The 23,110-nt window shown below is 33.7% G+C and carries 13 protein-coding genes; 5 read left to right on the top strand and 8 right to left on the bottom strand.

Going from position 1 to position 23,110, the window contains the following annotated elements:
• Positions 1–80: 80 nt before the first annotated feature.
• The 5 genes from ACTIEI_RS00700 to ACTIEI_RS00720 form a co-directional block, all read right to left on the bottom strand.
• Positions 81–1,826, bottom strand: coding sequence for a tetratricopeptide repeat protein (locus tag ACTIEI_RS00700; protein WP_439504351.1), 1,746 nt, complete (start codon positions 1,824–1,826; stop codon positions 81–83).
• A gap of 28 nt (positions 1,827–1,854) precedes the next feature.
• Positions 1,855–2,988, bottom strand: a complete 1,134-nt coding sequence (locus tag ACTIEI_RS00705; protein WP_439504352.1) for an efflux RND transporter periplasmic adaptor subunit — start codon at positions 2,986–2,988, stop codon at positions 1,855–1,857.
• A 5-nt stretch (positions 2,989–2,993) separates the two neighbouring features.
• Positions 2,994–7,352, bottom strand: coding sequence for a CusA/CzcA family heavy metal efflux RND transporter (locus ACTIEI_RS00710; protein WP_439504353.1), 4,359 nt, complete (start codon positions 7,350–7,352; stop codon positions 2,994–2,996).
• Between the two features lie 72 nt (positions 7,353–7,424).
• Positions 7,425–7,811, bottom strand: coding sequence for a hypothetical protein (locus ACTIEI_RS00715; RefSeq protein WP_439504354.1), 387 nt, complete (start codon positions 7,809–7,811; stop codon positions 7,425–7,427).
• 21 nt (positions 7,812–7,832) lie between these two features.
• Positions 7,833–8,567, bottom strand: coding sequence for an NIPSNAP family protein (locus ACTIEI_RS00720; RefSeq protein WP_439504355.1), 735 nt, complete (start codon positions 8,565–8,567; stop codon positions 7,833–7,835).
• A gap of 73 nt (positions 8,568–8,640) precedes the next feature.
• On the opposite strand from ACTIEI_RS00720, the gene ACTIEI_RS00725 reads away from it, so the two are divergent.
• The 5 genes from ACTIEI_RS00725 to ACTIEI_RS00745 all read left to right on the top strand — a co-directional run bounded on the left by ACTIEI_RS00725 (position 8,641) and on the right by ACTIEI_RS00745 (position 19,340).
• Positions 8,641–12,513, top strand: a complete 3,873-nt coding sequence (locus ACTIEI_RS00725) for a PAS domain S-box protein (RefSeq protein ID WP_439504356.1) — start codon at positions 8,641–8,643, stop codon at positions 12,511–12,513.
• Position 12,514: 1 nt separating this feature from the next.
• Positions 12,515–14,380 carry a PAS domain-containing sensor histidine kinase gene (locus ACTIEI_RS00730; RefSeq protein WP_439504357.1) on the top strand — a complete coding sequence of 622 codons (1,866 nt, stop codon included), beginning with the start codon at positions 12,515–12,517 and terminating at the stop codon, positions 14,378–14,380.
• Positions 14,373–14,813 carry a response regulator gene (locus tag ACTIEI_RS00735; RefSeq protein WP_439504358.1) on the top strand — a complete coding sequence of 147 codons (441 nt, stop codon included), beginning with the start codon at positions 14,373–14,375 and terminating at the stop codon, positions 14,811–14,813. Before ACTIEI_RS00730 ends, ACTIEI_RS00735 begins: the two co-directional genes overlap by 8 nt.
• A gap of 1 nt (position 14,814) precedes the next feature.
• Positions 14,815–15,825 carry a PAS domain S-box protein gene (locus tag ACTIEI_RS00740; protein WP_439504359.1) on the top strand — a complete coding sequence of 337 codons (1,011 nt, stop codon included), beginning with the start codon at positions 14,815–14,817 and terminating at the stop codon, positions 15,823–15,825.
• A gap of 113 nt (positions 15,826–15,938) precedes the next feature.
• On the top strand, positions 15,939–19,340 hold the full coding sequence (locus ACTIEI_RS00745) for a PAS domain S-box protein (protein ID WP_439504360.1): 3,402 nt from the start codon (positions 15,939–15,941) through the stop codon (positions 19,338–19,340).
• On the opposite strand, the gene ACTIEI_RS00750 is transcribed toward ACTIEI_RS00745, so the two are convergent.
• Genes ACTIEI_RS00750 through ACTIEI_RS00760 form a run of 3 tightly spaced genes read right to left on the bottom strand, consistent with a single transcriptional unit; the run spans position 19,341 to position 23,057 of the window.
• Positions 19,341–20,669 carry an alpha-L-fucosidase gene (locus ACTIEI_RS00750; protein ID WP_439504361.1) on the bottom strand — a complete coding sequence of 443 codons (1,329 nt, stop codon included), beginning with the start codon at positions 20,667–20,669 and terminating at the stop codon, positions 19,341–19,343.
• Complete coding sequence (locus ACTIEI_RS00755; RefSeq protein ID WP_439504362.1) at positions 20,662–21,705, bottom strand: phosphotransferase enzyme family protein; 1,044 nt, start codon at positions 21,703–21,705, stop codon at positions 20,662–20,664. The genes ACTIEI_RS00750 and ACTIEI_RS00755 overlap by 8 nt, the downstream gene beginning before the upstream one ends.
• Complete coding sequence (locus tag ACTIEI_RS00760; RefSeq protein ID WP_439504363.1) at positions 21,705–23,057, bottom strand: Gfo/Idh/MocA family protein; 1,353 nt, start codon at positions 23,055–23,057, stop codon at positions 21,705–21,707. The genes ACTIEI_RS00755 and ACTIEI_RS00760 overlap by 1 nt, the downstream gene beginning before the upstream one ends.
• Positions 23,058–23,110: the final 53 nt, after the last annotated feature.

Here is a 23,110-nt window from a genome sequence, read left to right on the forward strand (position 1 = left end):
AAATATTATGCCAATATTACATACTTGGAATAGATTATTGGTATTTTATATGTTAACGGTAAATTAATTCGGTCTAACGGTTACAACTTACAAGACTTTTCGATTTCGATGGTAGCAGCAAAAACCCCCATTGCTGCTGCTTTTTGTAAGTCTGCACAACCGCCTGTAGGCTGTTTTAATATAACTTTTAAAATCCCTCTGTTTAAATAAATATCGCCGTTCTTAGCATCAAGTTGTATGGCTTTGTCATAGTCTGCTATTGCAGCTAGAAACTGCTTTAACTGGCCTTTTACAATCCCTCTGTTAAAATAAATATTAGGCATTGCTGGATCTAACTGGATTACTTTATTGTAATCTGCCAATGCTCCTAAGTAATCTTTTGCTGCATATTTAGCCAAGCCCCTATTATACCAAGCCCCTGCATTACTTGGTTTCAATCGAATGCATGAGTTGTAATCCGCTAATGCGCCTTTTTTATCTCCTATAGCAGCCCTAACGACTCCTCTATTAAAATAAATATCCCCACTATTTGGATCTAATTTAATTGCGCTATTGTAATCTGCCAAAGCTGCGTCAAAGTCGCCTGACTTTTCATATTGAATTCCTCGGTTAAAATAAGCTGACACATTTTTTTTATTGTATTCAATTGCACTTGAAAAATCTTCAATAGCAGCTGCAGTATCGGCTAATTCAAGGTAAATAAGCCCCCTATTCACATACAAGTCTGCATTCTTTGGGGTAAGCACCAACGCTTTATCAAATTCTTCTTTTGCTTCTTTCAACTTAGATAAACTTCGTAAAGCAACTCCTTTATTAAAGTAGATATCCGCATTAGATTGATTGTATTCTAATGCTAAATCTAAATCTGGAATCGCGCCTTTAAAATCATTCAATTTTATTTTACTCAGTGCGCGATTAAAGAAAACATTTTCTACAGTTGAGTCCAATGCAATGACACTATTATAATCTTCTATTGCAGCAGTATGATTATTCAATGCTGCTTTAGAAATGGCCCGATTGAAATAAATATCTGCCGCAGGATCTAAGTTTATGGCTTGATCAAAATCCAAAATGGCTCCCTTATGGTTATTCATTTTCGCTTTTACAAACCCTCTGTTAAACCAAGCTTCAACAAAATCAGGTACTAATTTGAGTGCATTATTATAGTCATTGATTGCCCCGTTATAATCTTGAATATTGGTTTTTTCAATTGCTCTATTGAACCATGCACTTTCATTTTTAGGGTTGTATACAATTGATTTACTATAGTCTTTTAATGCACCATCTGCATCTTTTAATGCACTTTTTACAACCCCTCTATTAAAATAAACGTCCCCATAATTAGGTTTTAGAGCTAAAGCCCTATTATAATCCTCTAAAGCACCCTGTAAATCTTTTAGCTTCTCTTTTTCGATCCCTCTGTTAAAAAGCATATTGGCTGTTGCAGGGCCAATTTCTATTGCTCTACTATAATCTTGAACCGCCCCTTCGGTATCACCAGATAAGCTTTTAACAAATCCTCTATTAAAATACAAGTTTGGATCTGCTTCATTAATTTCTAAGGCAAACCCGAGGTCTTCAATAGATCCTGCATAATTCTTTAATTCGCGTTTAGCAATAGACCTATTAAGGAACAGGTTTACGTCATCTGGTGTCAATTCTAAGGCCTGGGTAAAGTCTTCAATGGCTCCTTTATAATTTTTAGCTGTCATTCTTTGGAGACCACGCTTTACCAGCTGATCCAAATTTTGTGCCTGTACAGCAACTGAAAAGACAATCAAGAATACAATAAGAAAACCTCTGATAACAGTACTAATTTTAAACATATAATCTTGCTAATTGGCTGCAAGTTAATTACTCTGCTTCATTCTTTAGCATCATTAATAAGGTATAAGCCCCTTTGGTAACGTAATTTGCTTTTTCTTGAATAGCTTTTTCTGGCAACAAAATTTCGGTCATTCCATTCTCGGTATCTCCCACTGTTACTTCTGTCATGATAAATTGTTGTTTATCAATTACTTTAAAAATATACTGCTTCCCCTCAAAACGCACTACCCCATCTGATGGTAGCACATTGGCCTTTCTGTTTCGAACTTTAATTTCTGCATTCATATATGTGCCAGGAATCAACAACTTATCATAGACCTCAAAATGACAATGAACATCGGTAAAGCCCTCTTGGTTGATATCTTTCCCTATCAGAAGAACTTCACAATCGTATTTTTTTTGGGGATTGTTATTGGTATAGGCAACCAATTCCTGCCCTATAAAAAGCTTCTCTATGTCTTTTTCAAAAATCTTCAATGCCAAATGAATATCAGTTGGATTAACCAACTCGAACATGATTTCTGTAGGGGAAATATATTTCCCAACATTTACATTCACTTTGGTAACATAACCATCTATCGGAGAATGAATGTTTACGCTTTTACTGATATTATTTTCATTTAGTGCTGCTGGATTAATTCCAACTAATTGTAATTTTTGCGCGAGCGCCGAAACCAATATTTTATTGGTTTTATACTCAGATTCTGCTTGCTGCAACATTTTATCACTACTTGCCTGACTTGCATTTAACTCGCGTTGACGCAGAAATTCTTTTTCAAACATGGATAGTTTTACTTTAGAAGTTAAGTAGTCTTGTTGCAACTGAATGTACTGCTGATCTTCCATTACTGCCAACACTTCGCCTTTATTCACATGCATTCCAGGCAATAATTTACTTGTTTTTAAATACCCGCCTAAGGGAACACTAATAGAGACCATATTCTGAGGTGGCACATCTATCTTTCCATTCACTTTCATTAACGAAGCAATTTCTAGTTCTTGCATTTGACCAATGACTAATGAAGCATTTTTTAATTGTTCATTGGATAATATCAATGTATCCGAAGAAGCAGTTGCCGCAGCTGTCTCTTCTTTTTGATCCTTATTGGAACAAGCCATGAAAAAGAATCCACTTATTAAAATATATAAAAAAGTTTTCATGATTTTTATTGTTGTATGTAGTAGGTTAATTGTATGATTGTCTCGTTTAAGTTTCTTACTGCTTCGGTGTAATCATTTCTGACAGTGGTTGCCTGATTAATTAATTGTACCCATTCTAAATAGTTAATGGAACCAGCTGACAATTGCTTGTTAGCAGTTTCTGTAATTAATTGAGCATTTTTTAACCCAGTTTTTTCTAAATACTGAACGGTCGTCAAATATTTTGAAAACTGTGCTATGGTAGTTTGATATTCAGTGGTTAGCTGTTGCTTTGCTTGTTGGTATTTTGCCTCTGCTAATTTTTCATTTAATGATGCACTGTTAATTCTTGCCTTTTGTGCTTTAGTAAATAATGGTATCCCCATTCCAAACTGAACCGTACTGAATCTTTTACCACTGTAAAAAACATTGTCTGCTCCTATTCCCCTAATACTTCCATTTAAATAGCCTAAAGACAAGTCGGGTAAAAGTTTACTTTTTTCTAACTCAGTATTAGCCAAAGCCAACGATTGCTGCTGTAGGATACTTTGTAAAATGGGATGATTACGCAGTGCGGCAGTATCTAACAAAGAGGTGGGGGATAATGGACCTTTCCCTTTTTCGGGTTGATAGGCCAGTTGGGTATTTAATAAAAGTTGAAATTGCAACTGCATCATTAAAGCGTCTTGCTCTAATTGCTGTAATTGCATTTGAATTTGCCCAAGTAAGGTTTCTGCACTGGTTTTTTCTAAAATATTTGACTCCCCGGTTTTCAAGCGCAAAGCTGCCTTTTGATAAAACGCAGCATACAAACTATCAGAAAAAAGCAACAGTTCTTTTTTCTTTTGCAAATAAACCATTGCATAATAAACCTGTTGTACTTGCTTTTTTAATATAGCTTCTTGAATAGCAATATTTAATACACTGTTTTTATATTCAGCTTGCAGTAAATCGCGCTCCCTTTTATACACCGTTGGAAAAGCAATGGATTGTATAAGTCCTATTCTAGTATCAGTATAAATACTGTTGATTTGTCCTACTTCGCCTATAAAAGCAGTCTTAGGCAAATTAGCAGCCGTACCAATTAGTATTTGTTGATACTGGGCTTTTAATTGTTCATTCTTTACCAACAAATTATTTTTTAAAGCAGAGTCTACAGCAGCTTTAACAGAAATAGGATGGGCATTATTGATTTGTGCAATAGCAACAGAACCCATGAATAAAAAACCAAACAAAATGGCGCCCCCTTTATTGATAGGTAAACTAGCATTAAATCCTTTTTCGAACATCATGTATAATACGGGCAAAACAAATAATGTGAGCAATGTTGCAATCATTAAGCCCCCAATCACCACTGTTGCTAAAGGTCTTTGCACTTCTGCACCTGCCCCATTACTTAGTGCCATAGGAAGAAATCCTAGTGAAGCCACAAATGCGGTCATTAAAACAGGACGTAATCTCAGACTTGTTCCCGTAAGTACGATAGTTCTCAAATTGTCCATCCCATCATTTTTAAGTCGATTAAATTCGGCAATCAAAACAATGCCATTTAATACTGCAACGCCAAATAAGGCAATGAAACCTACTCCTGCACTAATACTAAATGGCATATCTCTTAATGCCAAGAAAAAGATTCCTCCAATAGCAGATAAAGGAATGGCTGAATAAATAAGCAGCCCATGCTTAATTGAATTAAATGCGAAATAAAGCAATAAAAATATCAGCAATAACGACACTGGAACAGCAATCATTAGTCGAGCTTTTGCTGCATTTAAATTTTCAAATGCGCCTCCATAAGTAATATAATAACCAACTGGAAATTTCACCTGCTTCTCTATCTTTTGCTGTAATTCTTTTACAATGGTTTCTACATCTCTACCTCTAACATTAAAGCCAATCACTATTCTTCGTTTTGCATCTTCTCGTTGAATTTGATTAGGGCCATCCTTAATTTCAACAGAAGCCAACTGTGAGAGTGGAACTTGAACACCTGAAGGAGTTGGTATTAATAATTGCTGAATATCTTTCAACTCCTTTTTCATATCGCCTTTAATACGAACAACCAAATCAAATCGCTTCTCTCCTTCAAAAAGCAATCCACTGCTTTGACCTGCCAATGCCGCATTGACCACTTTGTTAATGTCTTGTACATTTAAATTGTATTGTGCAATAGTATTGCGATTGTACTCAATTAAAATTTGTGGCATACCGGTTACTGCTTCAACATAAATACTTTTAGCACCTTCCACAGTGCCCGCAATTTTGCCGATAGTTTCTGCATATGCAGCCAATGTATCTAAATTTTCTCCAAATATTTTACAAACCACATCTTGCCTAGCACCCGTCATTAACTCATTAAATCTCATTTGAACAGGAAATTGAAATCCAGTAGTTATACCAGGAACAGCAGCCATCGTTGCGCCCATTTTTTCAGCTAACTCATTAAATGTTTTTGCCGATGTCCATTGGTCTTTAGGTTTTAAAATTACCATTAAATCACTTGCCTCCATAGGCATTGGATCGGTGGGAACTTCTCCACTTCCTATCTTGGTTACAATCTTTTCAATCTCTGGATACTGCTTTAATAAAAGCGAAGCAGCTTTTTGAGTACTCTCAACGGTGGTCGTTAAATTACTTCCTGTTAAAACCCTTGTATCAATTGCAAAATCACCTTCTTCCAATGCAGGTATAAATTCGCCTCCTAGTCTGCTCAAAATAAATACAGCAACAATAAATAAACTAATCACAAAACCCAGTACTATTTTAGGGAAATGCAAAATATAGTCCAATGACTTTTTATAAGCCCCTTCTATTTTAGCCATTATACGATCTGACCAAGTTAGCTGATGCGTAATTTTTTTACTTAAAAATACCGCACTCATCATAGGAATATAAGTGAGTGAGAGGATAAAGGCTCCCAACAAGGCAAAAGCAACTGTTTGTGCCATTGGCTTAAACATCTTGCCCTCAATTCCTTGCAAAGTAAAAATGGGTAAGTAAACAACTAATATGATGATTTGTCCAAATACCGCACTATTCATCATTTTGCTAGCCGAATGGTTTACCTCTTTATCCATTTGGCCCTGTGTTAATTTATTTACTACACTAAACTTTTTACTATGACTTAATTGATGCATTACTGCTTCCACTATGATTACTGCTCCATCTACAATTAATCCAAAATCAAGCGCGCCCAAACTCATTAAATTTCCACTCACACCAAAAACATTCATCATAATAATGGCAAATAACATGGCTAATGGAATAACAGAAGCTACAATTAAGCCCGCTCTTAAATTGCCTAGAAAAACTACCAATACAAAAACAACAATTAATGCCCCTTCTAATAAATTCTTCTCCACCGTACCAATGGCATTATTCACCATTTTAGTTCTATCTAAAAATGGTTCAATCACCACTCCCTTTGGCAATGACTTTTGTATTTGAACAATTCGATCTTTTACTAGCTTAATTACATCATTGCTGTTTGCGCCTTTTAACATCATCACCACTGCACCTGCAACTTCACCTTGATCATTATAGGTCATCGCACCATATCTTGTGGCATGACCAATTTTCACATCCGCTACGTCCCTTATAAACAAGGGAGTTCCGCCAGAAGTCTTTTTTATAGCGATATTTTTAATGTCGTCTATATTACCTAAGAGCCCTTCTGTTCGAATAAATAAAACAGTGGGGCCTTTTTCTATGTATGCTCCACCGGTATTTTGATTATTCGTTTCTAGTGCAGCAAAAACATCTGCTATGGTGATATTATAACTTAACAATTTAGAAGGATCTACTTCAACAGAATACTGTTTCAGTTTTCCACCAAAACTACTAACCTCCGCAACCCCTTTCACCCCTAATAACTGTCTTCGTACTATCCAATCTTGTATAGTTCTAAGCTCGGTTACATCGTATTGGTTTTCATACCCTTTTTCAGGCCTTACTACATATTGGTATATTTCTCCTAAGCCAGTAGAAACAGGTCCTAATTGGGGTGTTCCAATCCCCGAAGGAATTTGTGATTGAACTTGTAACAGTCTTTCGGCTACTTGTTGTCTTGCCCAATAAATATCGGTTTCATCATTAAATACAATCGTAACCAAAGAAAGTCCGAATCTAGAAAAACTCCTTATTTCTAATAACCCAGAAATATTGTTATTGGCTTGCTCTATAGGAAAAGTTACTAAACGCTCAATATCTGTTGCGCCAAAAGAGGGCGCAATGGTAATTACTTGTACTTGGTTATTAGTGATATCTGGAACTGCATCTATTGGAAGCTTGGTTAAATTATAGGTTCCATATCCAATTAGGGCAATTACAAATAGCCCAATAATGAGTTTATTCCTTACGGAAAACTCAATAATTTTTGTCAGCATTTTTATAGAATTAATTATAAGTCGATTGGGACAGCAGGCTCTGCAAGCCCCTAATTCTTAGCCCGGCATTAATTAATCCATTTTAGGAGGCTGCCAAATATTCACTTGATAAGCAGAAAAAAGGAATGGAGTTTTTTGTTGAGACCAAACCATATTAATTGCATCTTCAGGATAATGAAGAACAATTTGTGCATTTAATGGTACAAATGGAGTTGCAGATGATGAAAAAAATTCACCAGCCGTTTTAAAAGGAAGTTGCATATCCCTGTCATAATCTTTGTCTTTTACATTTCCTTGTAGATAATGTATTTGCAAAAATTGTAAAGCAGAAATTTGTGGATCTTCTTGTTGGTGTTCAATAAAATGTTGGAAGACTACCGGAATTTTCAATAATTCATGCGCTTCCGTAGTAGAACACAAGTAAATAGATAAAAATAATATGGCTATCTTCTTTCTCAAGGATGGAAAGGTACAACAAAATTAATAATCCGAATAAGGGGTTGATTGCATTAACTGGCTGTGAAGGGCTGACATATTATTTTGATAAAAAGGCATTGTTGAGATCTTTTTCCAAGTTGCAGCTGCAGAAAATGCCTTCCAATGCTCATTTCTGCTCTCAAGACTTTCAAAACTAGTCATATACATTAAGTTCGGCATTCTAGAACCGAACAATACATCTGCATAAAAAACAGCATTAAACTGTAACTCATCAAATAATTTGATTTCCCCCCCTTCATTAAACATATGCACTTTATTCAAATATTTTTCTTCGGTGGGGCTTTCGTAACTTCTTAATTCAAAAATTCGATTGGACTTTTTTGATTTATCTGTGGGTATTTTCATTAAAGGCATCCCTTTAAAAGCGCGTAATAAAAATTGTTCATAACGATTGTAAATGGGCTCTTTAAATGAACTTTTTTCATTTAAACTCCACTGAAATGGCTTAGCAAGTTTGTTTATATCAAACCCATTAATTAAAATTATAATTTGCTTGTCAGCCGCTGTATCATTGGTGATAGGTTTAAATACACCTACTTGTTTAAATCCGATTTGATGAAGTGCAGGCAAATATTCAGCTGCAATAAAATTATCCAATGATTTTTCTTGTGCAGCAGTAGAAAAATGATAAATAATTAATTTATAATATTCTGCTGAGGAAGCAGCATTGGCAAAATTGGAATAAAATAAGGCTAAAACAAGAATGGTCTTTTTCATTAATAATTTTTTAAGTAAATTCAATTTATTACTTTATCGAATAGCAAAATTAGCCCCCACAATAGCTAAATCCATGCCTACAAAGAAAAACAAAGAACTGCTAAATGTAGCAGAAACTATTGCAAAGTTTGGCACTTATGAGTTTAACTTGAATACACAAGCGCTAATTTGCTCAGCTGGAGTGTATACTATTTTTGATTGGCAGGAAAACGAACCGCTACCAAGTTTGCAGTCAATTGTAGACCAAATTCATGCTGAAGATAAAGATGCATTCCTATCATCACTACTATCTGCTGTAAAATTAGGCAATGAATTTAGCGCACCCTTACGTCTGTATAATAAGTATCAGCATTTACGCAATATCATATTTACTTCATCAGTAAAAAAAAGTGAGGAAGACAATCAACTGTTAGTTATTGGAGTAATACAAGACATAACAGATATTAAAACAAAAGAGACCACTTTACTGACTATACAAAATAGGCTTAGTAAAATTTTAAATTCATCCCCAGATATTATTTGCACATTAGACGAAGACGGTTTTTTTACATCAGTAAGTTCTGCTTGCTACAATATATTAGGATACACGCCAGAAGAAATGGTTGGCAAGAACTATAAAGAATTTGTTTACAAAGGGGACTATTTTAAATCACAACAGGCTTTTCAAAGTTTTATAAGTGGAATCAACATCATGAATTTTGAAAATAGTTACGTCACAAAAAATGGAGCATTGATTCCAATTATTTGGAGTTCATATTGGGATGCAGAAGAAAAAACAATGTACTGTGTAGCTAGAAATGGAACAGAAATAAAAAAACAAGAAGCAACCCAAATTAAAAATGAAAGAAGGTATAGGGCTCTGGTAAATAATTCTAGCGATGCTATTATGATTTTTAACCATGAAAGAAAACCAGTTTATGCATCGCCATCTATTTATAAAGTTATTGGATATACAGAGGAAGAATCTTTATCAATCAACATAACGCGCTCCATCCATTCAAGCGATATTCGTAATTTATTTCGTGAATATTTAATGTCGGAAGAAAATCCAGGAAAAACGATTGAAGCAAAAACAATCCGATTTAAAAATGCAAGTAATGAATGGATTATTATAGAATTAAGTTTTACTAATCTAATCAACGACCCTTTTATTGAGGGCATGGTGATTAATTTTAGAGATGTAACCAGTAGAGAAAATGCACTCAGTGAATTAAAATTAATGGAGTCAGTTGTAAAGCATACAAGCGATGCTATTATTATAACAGAAGCTGAGCCATTTGAAATGCCAGGCCCAAGAATAATCTTTGTGAATGAGGCTTTTTGTAGAATGACTGGTTACAAAAAGGAAGATGTGATTGGTAAGACCCCTCGAATTCTACAGGGCCCAAAAACAGACAAAGCCGCTATTCAAAAATTGAGTGCCGCAATTAAAAAATGGGAAAAGCACGAAACTACCCTATTGAATTATAAAAAAAATGGGGATGAATTTTGGATCAATTTCGCCATCAGCCCAATTGCTAATGAGAAAGGTTGGTTTACACATTGGATTGCTATCGAAAGAGATGTAACAGAAATAAAAATTGTAGAACTAGAAAAAATATTACTTGCCGATATCAGCAAATTATTTTTAAAGCTCAATAACTTACAAGAGTTACTTCAAAGAACCATTCAACTTATTCTAGATTCCGAATCCTTTTGCATGGGAGAAATATGGCTATTAAGTGCAAGTAAAAGGCAAATCACATTGACTGCCACTGCTTACAATTCGGATGAAATGAAATTATTTTTTGAAGAAACTAAAGCAATTAATCAGTTTGAAGAAAATATTGGCCTTGTCGGAGTTGCTTGGAATTCCAAAAAAATATATCACTGGGAAAATGTAGCTGAAAATGAACTATTTTCTAGAAGTGCCGCAGCAAAAAAATATGGTTTACAAGATTTATATACCATACCACTTATCAATGGTGAGCAGTTAATTGGTATTCTATGCTTGGGAATTAGTCAAAAGCAGAAAACAAAAAAGATTACTAGCAATTTGTTAAGTCAATTAAGCGCCCAATTATCTGCAGAAATCATCAGAAAGCAAATAGAAATTCAACTCAACAATATTTTTAATAGCTCCTTAGATTTAATCATAATAGCTGGCTTAGATGGATTTGTAAAAAAAGCAAACCCTGCGGCAAAAGATATATTAGAGTACGATGCTGATGAAATTATCAATCTTCCATTCACCCATTTTATTCATCCAGATGATGAAGAGATTACAAGAATAGAAGCTGATAAATTGGGCAAAGGACAAGCAGTAAAATATTTCGAGAACAGATTAATTACAAAAAATGGAAATGTTAAATGGATTGCTTGGACTTTTACTCCATCCAAAGAAGATAATTTGATTTATGGCTTAGGGAAAGATATCACAGAGAAAAAAAACCTAGAGGATATTTTAAATAAATCAAACAAACTAGCAAGAATTGGTAGTTGGGAAATCAATCTAAATAGAGGAACAGTTTTTTGGTCTGATATAACCAAGGAAATCAGAGAAGTAGAACCCGATTTTGTTCCAACGATGGAAATAGGCATTTCAAAATTCAAAGAGGGTTTTCACAGGAATACGATACAAAAAAGAGTTGAGGAATGTATTCGCAGCGGTACAAGTTGGGACGAAGAATTGCTGATAGAAACATTTAAAGGGAATTGGAAATGGGTTAGAAGTATTGGAGAGGGTGAATTCTTAAATGGCAAGTGCATCAGGGTATACGGAAGCTTTCAGGATATAGATGAAAAGAAGAAAGCACAACAAGAAATCATAGAAAACAATGACCGATTTAACCTAGTAGCAAAAGCGACCAATGACTTAATTTGGGATTGGGATATTTTAACAGGTGAAACCCTTAGATTAGGTAGCGCATTTTTTGAAAACTTGGGCTATGTTAAAAATTTCACCTTCACGAATAAATTACTTTGGTTAGATCTTATACATCCAGAAGACTTAAACCGGGTTGAGGATAAACGAAATGCCATATTTGATGACCCAACACAAACATATTGGGAAGACCAGTATCGCTGTAAAAGAGCAGATGGAACTTATGCAATTGTATATGACAGAGGCTATATTGTTAGAACGAGCAATGGTGTAGCACTGAAAATGATTGGATCCACACAAGATATTAGCAAACTTAAACAAACTGAAATAGAACTAGCTGAATTAAATCAGCAATTAACTATACAAGCTAAAGACTTGGCTTTATCTAACAAAGAGTTAGAAAATTTTGCTTACATAGCTTCTCACGACTTACAAGAGCCGCTTAGAATGATTAGCAGCTTCTTATCACAAATTGAAAAAAAATATGGCGAAATCCTAGATGAAAAAGGGAAAAAATACATCTTTTTTGCAGTAGACGGTGCAAAAAGAATGAGACAAATTATTTTGGATTTATTGGAATTTTCAAGAGTAGGGAGGCAAGAATTAAAAGAAGAGTTAATCAATGTTAGAGGGGTTCTAGATGATATTTTAGATTTATATAAAAAACAAATTGAGGAAAAAAATGCAGTATTTGAAATAGGAAGTATGCCTATGATTATCACTTATAAAGCCACTTTTAGACAAATCATGCAAAATCTAATCAGTAATGCCTTGAAATACCAACAAAGCAATAACCATCCAATTATTAATATAAAATGTCAACAAGAAAATAGTTATTGGAAATTCAGTATTCAAGATAATGGAATCGGGATTGAAGCTGAATTTCATGATAAAATTTTCGAAATTTTTCAAAGGCTCCATAGTAAAGAAGCGTATAGCGGAACTGGAATTGGACTGGCTATAGTCAAAAAAATTATAGAAGGCCAAGGTGGTAAAATTTATCTTGTATCTAAGAAAGGGGAAGGAAGTATTTTCAATTTTACCCTCCCCATAAAGAATCCACAATCAAATAAAAATGATTGAAATGAGTAAGGAATTGGAATTAGAAATAAATAGATTAAAGAAATTAAACCTATTATTTGAGGAAAGTAATAAGGTTGCGAAAATTGGTGTGTGGGAAGTAGATGTAATTAACCATCAACTTTTTTGGTCAAAAACAACTAAACTGATTCATGGAGTTCCTAATGATTATATACCATCACTATCTGCTGCGTTAAATTTTTATAAACCTGGAAAAAGCAGTCAATTGATAAAAGAAGCAGTGGAACAAGCCATACAAAAATTTCAGCCTTATGATATTGAGGTAGAACTTCTGAGAAAAGATGGCAGTACCTGTTGGGTAAGAGCAAAAGGAAGTCCTGAAGTTCACAATGGTCAATGTGTTAGATTGTTCGGCACTTTTCAAGACATTCAGGAACAAAAGGAAAAAGAATTTGAATTAATAGATAAGGAATTAAAAATGGCAGCCATTTTTAATAATAATATTGATGCACTGTTTTTAACCAATCCAATTGATGGTTCTATCCTAAAGGCTAATAAAGCTGCTTCTGAAATGTTTGGATATACTGAGGCTGAGTTTCAACAAATTGGCAGAAATGGAATTATAGATTTGACTGATTCAAAAATTTCCTCGATTTTAAAAGAAAGAGTGCAGGAAAAACAAATAACGACTGATTTAATTGGAATAAAAAAAGACGGAACAAAATTTCCTATTAGAGTCTCTTCAGGAATTTTTATGGACTCTCAAGGCCATGCACAAGCTAGTACTTGTATTATTGATATGACTGAAATAGTCCATTACCAAAAACAAGTGAGCGAAACTGCCAGAAAGTTCAAGGGTATATTTGACTCTGCATTTCAGTTCATTGGATTCTTAACCCCAGATGGAGTATTAACTGAAGCCAATAATTCTGCTATTGAATTTGCAGGTCTAAAACCAGCAGATGTAATTGGCAAGAAATTTTGGGATTGTCACTGGTGGACTATTTCAGATAAAACACAAAATGAATTAAAAGCTAGTATTGAAAAAGCAGCAAAAGGAGAATTCATTCAATATGAAGTAGAAATTTTAGGCGCCAACAACAAAACTACCACCATCTTATTTAACCTCAAACCTTTATTTAATGAAAAAAATGAAGTCTATTCAATTATACCAGAAGGAAGACTTATTCAAGATATTGTAGATACAAGAAAAGAACTGATTAGCAAAAACAATGAACTTGCTAGTTTCGCAACTATTGTGTCGCACGATTTAAAAGAACCATTAAGAATGGTTAGTCAGTTTTTGGCAAAGCTAGAGCAAAAATATTCTGGCGCTTTAGACGATAAAGCAAGACTATATATTTATTATGCCGTAGATGGTGCCAAAAGAATGAGTAAAATGATTGATGAATTACTCAACTTCTCCAGAATTTCAGAAAAGGACAAAACTTTTGAAAGTATCCGCGTAGACCGATTAATTGATGATATATTACAGGGATTCAAACAAATAATTGAAGAAAACAATATTAAAATTGAAATTGGGGTTTTACCAGAAGTGCTTGCAATAAGGACCGCTTTTAAAATTTTACTGACCAACTTAATAGGTAATGCTATTAAATATCGAAAAAAGGATGGACTGCCAGTTATTAAAATAAATTGTCATGAAGAAACGAATGATTGGCTATTTACCATTCAGGATAACGGCATAGGAATGGAAAAAGAACACCATGAAAAAATATTTCAATTATTCAGCAGATTACATACCAGAACTGAATATGAAGGAACTGGAATAGGATTAGCAACTTGTAAAAAAATTGTTGAATTACACTATGGAAAAATTTGGGTAGATTCAACATTGGAAAAGGGAAGCACTTTCTTTTTCACTATTAAAAAAAATATCAATGTCTAAATTAAAACCAAGTCATGTTCTTTTAGTAGAAGATAATGAAGGGGATATATTGTTAACCACTGAAGCTTTGGAAGATAGAGCTTTAGCAGATAAGATAACAGTTATACGAGATGGAAAATTAGCCATTGAATTTTTAGACAATTTAGCATTGAATAATAGTAATACTTTACCAGATATTATACTTTTAGATATCAATTTACCAAGGAAAAATGGGCATCAGGTTCTTCATCACATTAAAGCCTCCCCTATATTGAAGAAAATACCTGTAATTATGTTCACTACCTCTTCATCTGAAAAGGACATAACTGAATCCTATAACAACCATGCAAATTGTTTTATTACAAAGCCAATTGATGCAGACGACTTTAATACTACTATGGAATCAATTGAATCATTTTGGATGCAAACTGTAACGCTTCCTAACAATCATTGAAATGATTAAAGATAAAAAAGCATATAAAATTCTAATAATAGAGGATAACCCAGGTGATTTTTTATTAATTAGCGATTACTTGGAAGAGCAAATAAGTAAGCCAACAATTTTCCATACAGTAAACTTTAAAGAAACCAAACAAATTCTAGAAACAGCTGAAACCTTATTTGATGTTGTACTGTTAGACTTATCGCTTCCTGATAAAAGTGGAGAATTATTAGTGGAAGAAATCTTATTACTATGCACAAATATTCCAGTGATTATTTTAACTGGATATACAGATGTAGATTTTAGTATTAATTCAATATCAAAAGGTATTGCAGATTATTTACTAAAAGATGAATTAAATGCAGAATCCTTATACAAGAGTATTATATATTGTATTGAACGTTTAAAGAAAAACAATGAATTAACTGAGTCTGAAAAAAGATACAGTGACCTATTCCACTTAAGTCCTTTGCCTATGTGGGTATATGACATAGACACCCTTGAATTTTTAGATGTGAATGATGCGGCTCAAAAACATTACGGATATACCGAAGAAGAATTTTTAAGCATGACATTACAAAATATCAGGCCTAAAGAAGATATGCCCTATTTTGAAGCACAGCTAGATTTAGCAAAGAAACATGCATTTGAATATATGTCAGGAGTATTTAGACATATAAAAAAGAACGGAGAAATCATTAATGTAGACGTTCAAAGTAATTATATATCATACAAAGGAAGAAATGCACGAGTTATTTTAGTGAATGATATTACTGAACGACTAGAATACATCAGCGCTATTGAAACAAAGAACAAAGAACTCCAACATATTGCTTGGTTACAGTCTCATGTTATTAGAGCCCCAGTGGCAAAAATTATGGGTATAGTAGACCTGATAAAAAAATTGCAACTTAGCACCGAAGAAAAAGAGTCATTACTTGCAGACCTAGTTACTTGTGCAGAAGAGCTAGACAATGTTATTCATGATATTGCCCAAAAAACACATGATGCTAGATTGAAATGATTACATTAGAATGTATAGATTTTTCGTCATAAATTTCATTATTTACTTCTTTTAAGTTTTTTTTTATAAATTTAATTTGGTGAGTGTAACTCTAATCAGCAGCAAGTATCGCCATGCTTTTAAATAAATCCAATGATGCTAAATCTATAGCAGAATCCTATGCGGGATTTGGCACATGGAGTTATCATTTAATCACCCAAACACTCAACTGCTCGGCTGGCGTTATTTCAATAATAGGTTGGACAAATGAAATGGCTCAACCAACAATTACTGAGCTAACTAAATTAATTTCACTCGAAGATTTCACTGATTTATCCCTATCATTTAAAAATACTTTAGCCAATAAACAAGGATTTGAAAAAGAACTGAATCTTCGTTCTTTGAATGGAGATGCTAAAGTATCTTTTATAAAAACAGCTTGCCTACTAGATGAACAAGGAAATATTACTGAATTATTTGGATTTCTGCATGACATTACAGATAAGAAAACAACGGATAGGTATTTACAAAGGGAGAAGGAAAAATTTGAAGTGCTAATAAACAATGGTTTCGATGCTGCTATTATTATTAACAAAGAGTGTATCCCCACTTATATATCTACTTCGGTTACAAAAATAACAGGCTATTCAGCAGCAGAAATAAAAGAAAATAATTTAATTTCTTTTGTTCATCCAGAAGATGTGAATAAGCTTTTACACAGTGTGTTGATTTCTGAAAAAATACAAAATGAAATTATTTCTGCTAGTAATATAAGAGTAAAAAATGTTCGTAATGACTGGCTCATCCTTGAAATGCAATTCACCAATTTCCAAAATAATCCAACAATTGAAGGCACCATCATCTATTTCAGGGATGTTACCAGTAGGGAGCTGGCACTTGAATCGCTCCAACTAATGAGTTCTGCGGTTACCAATACCAGTGAAGCTGTAATTATCGCAGAAGCCGAACCCTTAGACATGTCTGGTCCTAAAGTCATTTTTGTTAATGATGCTTTTTGCAATATGTCTGGCTATTCTAGGGAAGAGATCATAGGAAAATCGCCCAAAATACTTCAAGGCTTCAATTCAGATAAAATTGCAATTGAAAACTTAAGAAAAGCAATTAAAAGTTTTAAAAAACACGAAACAACTTTATTGAATTATAAAAAAAATGGGGAGGAATATTGGATCAATTTAAATGTGAGTCCCATTAAAAATGATAAAGGAATTTATACGCATTGGGTTGCCATTGAAAAAGATATTACTGAGTCTAAAAAGGCTGAAATTGAAAGACTTTTGCTAGTTGAAATAAGTAATCTTTTTTTAAACAATCAAAACATTCATTTTCTACTAAAAGAAACACTTAAACTCATATTAGCATCAGTACATTTTAGTATTGGTGAAATTTGGTTATTGAGCGCAGATAAGACCAATATATTTATTGCAGCTAAAAAATATATAGACAAAACATTAGCAGGTTTTTATAATGAGACCATTTTTTTTAATTCAACGAAAAAAGAAGTTGGGTTGCCCGGAATTGCCTGGAAAAATAAAAAAATAAATGTTTGGAAAGATTTAGCCAATAACCCCGATTTTATTAGAAAAGAGGCAGCAAAAAAATATCATCTTGATACTTTTGTTACTATTCCATTAATGAATGGTGAATACGTAATTGGAGTGATCTGCCTTGGTTTAACAAAAGATAAATCAAAACAAGCAATACCTGAAAACACATTCCGCCAATTAGGTGCTCATTTAGCAGCGGAAATTATCCGTAAACAGTTAGAATTACAACTGTCCAATATTTTTAATTCCCCACTAGATATTATATTAATTGCAGGGCTGGATGGAGTGATAAAAAAAGTAAATCCTGCTGTTACGCAAGTTTTAGATTTTGAACCATCAGAAATTGAGAATTTACCTTTTAATCAATTTATTCATCCTGAAGACCAATATCGCTCTTTTAAAGAAGCGGAAAAAATGCTAAAAGGTGTGGTGATCCCCTATTTTGAAAACAGATTAATCACCAAGAAAGGAAACGTAAAATGGATTGCCTGGACTTTTACCCCTTCCAAAGAAGACAATCTGGTTTATGGAATGGGAAAAGATATAACCGAAAAGAAGGAACTTGAAACAAGATTAACCAAGTCCAATGAACTTTCAAAAATTGGTAGTTGGGAATTAAACTTAATTGACAATAGTATCTATTTATCTGACCGAACTAAGGAAATAATAGAAGTGCCCCTTGATTTTAATCCAAAAGTTGAGAATGGGGTGGTGAAGTTTAAAGAGGGCAATCAAAGAAAAATAATTCAGCAAAGAATTGAGAATTGCATCAATGAAGGAACTGCTTGGGACGAAGAAATTTTAATTGAAACCGCCAAGGGTAATTGGAAATGGGTGAGAAGCATTGGAGAAGGTGAATTCTTGAATAATAAGTGTATTAAAGTTTATGGAAGTATTCAAGATATTAATGACAGGAAAAGAGTTGAACAAGAAATCATTGCAAGTAATGAGCGATTCAATCTTGTTTCAAAAGCTACCAATGATTTAATTTGGGAATGGGATATTGTATCAGGAGAAACTTTCAGATTAGGGAGTCCTTTCTTCAATAATTTGGGTTACAAGGGGGATTCAATTACACAGAACAAAATTAACTGGGTAGATCTTATTCATACAGATGATATTGAAAGAGTGGAAATGAAGCGGAATCATATTTTTGAGCATACCCTAGAGACTTATTGGGAAGATCAATATAGATTTAAAAAAGCCGATGGCAATTATGCTTTTGTATATGACAGAGGATTTATTGTTAGGCAGATTAACGGAAAAGCCATCAAGTTAATTGGTTCTACCCAAAATATAAGCAGACTGAAACAAACTGAAATTGAATTGGCTGAGTTGAACAACCAATTAATTAATAAATCGGCTGAGATTTCTGCCTCAGAAAAAAGATACAGTGAGTTATTCCACCTTAGTCCACTCCCAATGTGGGTTTATGACATTGACACACTTCAGTTTTTAGAAGTGAATAAAGCAGCAATCAATCATTATGGATATTCTGAAGCAGAATTCCTTAGTATGACCATAAAAGACATTAGGCCAAGAGAAGACTTGCCATACCTTGAAGCACAGTTAAAAGTAACTAGAAAGAACTCAACTGAGTATGTTTCTGGAACGTTTAGGCATATTAAGAAAAATGGTGAATTGATCACTGTTGAAGTGCAAAGCAATTACATTTCATACAGTGGAAAAAATGCTAGGGTGATTCTTATTAATGATATTACCGAAAGACTTGAGTACATCAATACTATTGAAAATAAAAATCAAGAATTACAACAAATTGCTTGGATGCAATCACATGTAATTAGAGCCCCAGTTGCAAAAATATTAGGGATTTTACATATTCTTGAGCAAGTAGAAATAACCGAAGAGGAGAAATTAATTTTACAACATGATTTAAAAATAAGTACTCAAGAACTAGACAGGATTATTCATGACATAGCAAAGAAAACGCATGAAGCAAGGTTAAAATAGTTATTCTAGATTTAACTGTATAATAGTATTGATTGAATCTTGTTGTATATTTTTCAAGTAGATAAATATTCCTTCGTTAACCTGCTTGAATTCTACAGATGCTTTGTTAGCAAATAACACAGTCGATTTAACTTTAACTCCACTTATCGGAACAAAAATATAATTATTCACAACCTGCTTTAATTGGTGTATATATACTTTCTTGTCTTTTGCCGTTACCACTCCCCATTCCTGCGCAGGTATAATATTGCCTCTAGTACCTTGTATGGTGACTGCATACTGTTTCATCCAATTTCCAAGCTGTTGTAAAGTGTCAATATTTTCAGCCTGAATTTTACCATTTGGCATTGGCCCCACATTTAGTAAAAAATTGGTATTGAGTGATGCTGCTTTAACTAAATAATGAACCAAGTCTTTTACTGACTTATGTGCATGATCGGTTATATTATAGCCCCATGAATTATTCATCGTTTCACAGGTTTCTAAAGGCAATTGATCAGAAGGTTTCTGAAAACTTAATCCGGTATGATTTTGACCAGGTAAGTCCTTTTCAAACATTTGAAAGTCTTCTCCCGGCAAGGGATCTAAATGATGATTATTCCCAATCAAACAAGTCGGTTGCAATTGATGTATCAATTCATAAATTTCATTGTATTTCCAATCTATTCTTGAGCTCCTATCTTTGGAACCTTCAGGGTTTGTTTGATCCCAATGTCCATCAAACCAAATAGACATAATTTCACCATAATTAGTAAGTAATTCTGTAAGTTGGGCTTTCATAAACTTCAAATAGGATGCATAATTACCTCCTGATTTCCTTCCAGTTCCTTGACCCGTTCTACCTGTTGTATAAGGATAATCTTCTCTAAACCAATCTAAAGTAGAATAATATAAACCCAATTGCATTCCTTGTTTTTTACACTCATCTGCCAATTGCTTTAACGCATCTTTGCCATAAGGAGTATTGGTTATTTTCCAATCACTTTGCTGCGTATCCCAATTAGAAAAACCATCGTGATGTCGAGTAATAAAAACAATATATTTCATTCCAGCAGACTTAGCTGCAGCAACCCATTCAGCAGCATTAAATTGTGAAGGATAAAATGTTTCCTTTAGTAGAACATAATCTTTCACTTTTATATTTCTATTCTGCATCACCCATTCTCCTGCTCCTAACATACTAGAAACACCCCAATGAATAAACATACCAAATCGATTGTCTTGAAATTGATTTCGCGCAACAAGATTCTGAGGAGTCGGTTTATACGTTTGGCCAACCACTTGAAAGCAAAGCATTAGGGAGAAAATGGCAATAACTATCTTATTCATAAATCATGTTTTTAAACTCAATTTCATATTCCATTAACCTTTCTAATAACACCGTTTGATTAATGGTCCTATCTAAATTATGATCCTTGTATAAAATTTGATAATACTGATCATCATTGAAATAATCCGTTAAAAAACGAATCGCTTGCATATAAATCATAAACTGAGCAGCATAAAAGAAATATCTTTTTTCAACTTCAGTCAATTCATTTTTCATTTCATTTAAATACCCTTGAACAATTGCATAATAAAAAGAGGGTCGGATTATTATTTTATTTGTATCAGTTTCATTTTCAGAAACAGGACATAAATAAGTACGCATCATATCCCCAACATCGCTAAAAAAATATCCTGGCATTAGGGTATCAAGGTCTATTACACAAATCCCTTTATTTGTTTCATCAAATAGAACATTACTAATTTTTGTATCATGATGGGTTACCCTTTTCTTAAAATTTGAATCATGTATTATTTCTTCATACTGCTCTACCAAATAGTCAAATTCAGATAAACGTTTGAATAAGGATTGTGTTGCATTTATTCTTTGAGGATTACCATTTTGTGCTGCGTCAACAAGTTGTTTATACCGATAACTTAAATCATGGAAATGGGGTATGGTGATCTTTAATTGGGACACATCAAAATTTTTCAACTTAGCTGTAAACCGACCAAATTGTGTTGAAGCTTCTAATGCTTGATCAGCGGTTTCAACTACTTCTATAGTATGGGTTCCTTCAATAAAGGGGAATAGCCGATAATAACCCTCTCCTGAAATATGAACCAGCTCAGTTCCCCCTTTAGAAAGAATAGGTGCAGGAAATAGATAGTCTGGATGATATTTATTTAAATAACTCGCAACCGCGGAAATATTATGATGAATATTTTCAGGATTTATAAAAACCTTGTCATTAATTCGTTGTAGAATATAATCAACGGCACCTGACTTAACTTTCCAGGTATTGTTTATTATCCCGCTAGATATTTGCGTTAAAGCAGCATCTGCATTTATTCCAAATGCACTTAAAACATTCATCATTAATATTGATCATTTAATGCAAATACTGGCTTTCTATACATCCATTGGCCTCCAGTAAAATCAGGAAATTCTATCGTTTGATTTCCTAATTCAATAGATTGCTCACTTAAAGGTGTTATAGCACTCCATGCTGCTGCATCATACACATCCATTGGTGTTGGAGTTTGATTTTTAATAGACTCTATAAATGCATGTATCACAAAAAAATCCATCCCACCATGCCCTGCTCCTGCTGTTTCTTTACTCCATCTTACCCATAAAGGATGATCATATTTATCAAACCATTCTTTTTGAGATTCCCACTGATGCGGTTTAGCTGATTTACCCTCTATGTATACAGATTTATTTAAATCCATCCAAATACCTTCAGTACCCTGCACCCTAAATCCTATTGAATAAGGTCTTGGCAAATTGGTGTCGTGTTGCAATAGAATTGTTTCCCCATTATTACAATCAATAGAAGTAGTTACCACATCCCCTAACTTGAATTTCACCTTTGCATTGGGGTGATTAGGACCTCCTTTTTTAATAATATAGTCGTTCAATCCTCTTGCCTTTGACGAAAAGGAACACAAGGAAAGAAAACGGTTTCCTCTATTAATATTTATATAGTGAGCAATTGGCCCAATTCCATGCGTTGGATATAAATCTCCATCTCTATATACAGAATGGGTAGTTCTCCAAGCAGCTTCGGAAAATCCTTTCTCACCAAACTCTACCCCTCCACCATAAGGGCGAACACCATCATTAAACTTTACTTCTCTTAAATCGTGCTGATATCCTCCTTGTAAATGGATCAATTCGCCAAATAAACCCTGACGAACCATATTTAATGCTGCCATTACATCTCTTCTGTAGCAAACATTTTCGAGCATCATTACTTGCCCCTTATATTGCTCTGCAGCTTTTACTACATCCCAATGGTCTTGGAGCGTTATTCCCAATATCACTTCAGTAGCAACATATTTGATTCCAGCATGCAAAGAGTCAATAATCATTTCTTTATGCAGCTCCCAAGGAGTTGCAATTACCACTCCATCTGGTTTTTCTTTTAGAATCATTTCCTTCCAAGCTTGATTATTGCCGGTATAAATTTTCGGCATTTTTTTTCCAGCCTTTTCAATCATTGCTTTAGCTGTAGAAAGCATTTTATCATTGATATCACAAATGGCGGTTAAGTCTACATCTTCTCTACGTAATAAAAGATCTAAGTGGTTTTGTCCTCTAAGACCAGTTCCTATTAGCACAATTTTTACTTTATTGGCAGTATTTTTTGCCATTAACATGGTGGAAGACAGCATGAAAGCACTTGAAGCCATTGCTGTTTTTTGAATAAAATTCTTTCGATTCATAATGCTGCAATTTTGAGCATTTGAATGTACGTAGAATATACGAAAGCCTAGTA

Source organism: Sediminibacterium sp. (assembly GCF_051860225.1).
Classification (GTDB): Bacteria; Bacteroidota; Bacteroidia; order Chitinophagales; family Chitinophagaceae; genus Sediminibacterium.

Excerpts from the sequence above, each read along its gene's own strand:
- ACTIEI_RS00745 (WP_439504360.1), top strand. The coding sequence starts at position 15,939 with ATGCTTTTAAATAAATCCAATGATGCTAAATCTATAGCAGAATCCTAT.
- ACTIEI_RS00760 (WP_439504363.1), bottom strand. The coding sequence starts at position 23,057 with ATGAATCGAAAGAATTTTATTCAAAAAACAGCAATGGCTTCAAGTGCT.
- ACTIEI_RS00700 (WP_439504351.1), bottom strand. The coding sequence starts at position 1,826 with ATGTTTAAAATTAGTACTGTTATCAGAGGTTTTCTTATTGTATTCTTG.
- ACTIEI_RS00720 (WP_439504355.1), bottom strand. The coding sequence starts at position 8,567 with ATGAAAAAGACCATTCTTGTTTTAGCCTTATTTTATTCCAATTTTGCC.
- ACTIEI_RS00730 (WP_439504357.1), top strand. The coding sequence starts at position 12,515 with ATGAGTAAGGAATTGGAATTAGAAATAAATAGATTAAAGAAATTAAAC.
- ACTIEI_RS00755 (WP_439504362.1), bottom strand. The coding sequence starts at position 21,705 with ATGATGAATGTTTTAAGTGCATTTGGAATAAATGCAGATGCTGCTTTA.
- ACTIEI_RS00735 (WP_439504358.1), top strand. The coding sequence starts at position 14,373 with ATGTCTAAATTAAAACCAAGTCATGTTCTTTTAGTAGAAGATAATGAA.
- ACTIEI_RS00710 (WP_439504353.1), bottom strand. The coding sequence starts at position 7,352 with ATGCTGACAAAAATTATTGAGTTTTCCGTAAGGAATAAACTCATTATT.
- ACTIEI_RS00725 (WP_439504356.1), top strand. The coding sequence starts at position 8,641 with ATGCCTACAAAGAAAAACAAAGAACTGCTAAATGTAGCAGAAACTATT.
- ACTIEI_RS00750 (WP_439504361.1), bottom strand. The coding sequence starts at position 20,669 with ATGAATAAGATAGTTATTGCCATTTTCTCCCTAATGCTTTGCTTTCAA.
- ACTIEI_RS00740 (WP_439504359.1), top strand. The coding sequence starts at position 14,815 with ATGATTAAAGATAAAAAAGCATATAAAATTCTAATAATAGAGGATAAC.
- ACTIEI_RS00705 (WP_439504352.1), bottom strand. The coding sequence starts at position 2,988 with ATGAAAACTTTTTTATATATTTTAATAAGTGGATTCTTTTTCATGGCT.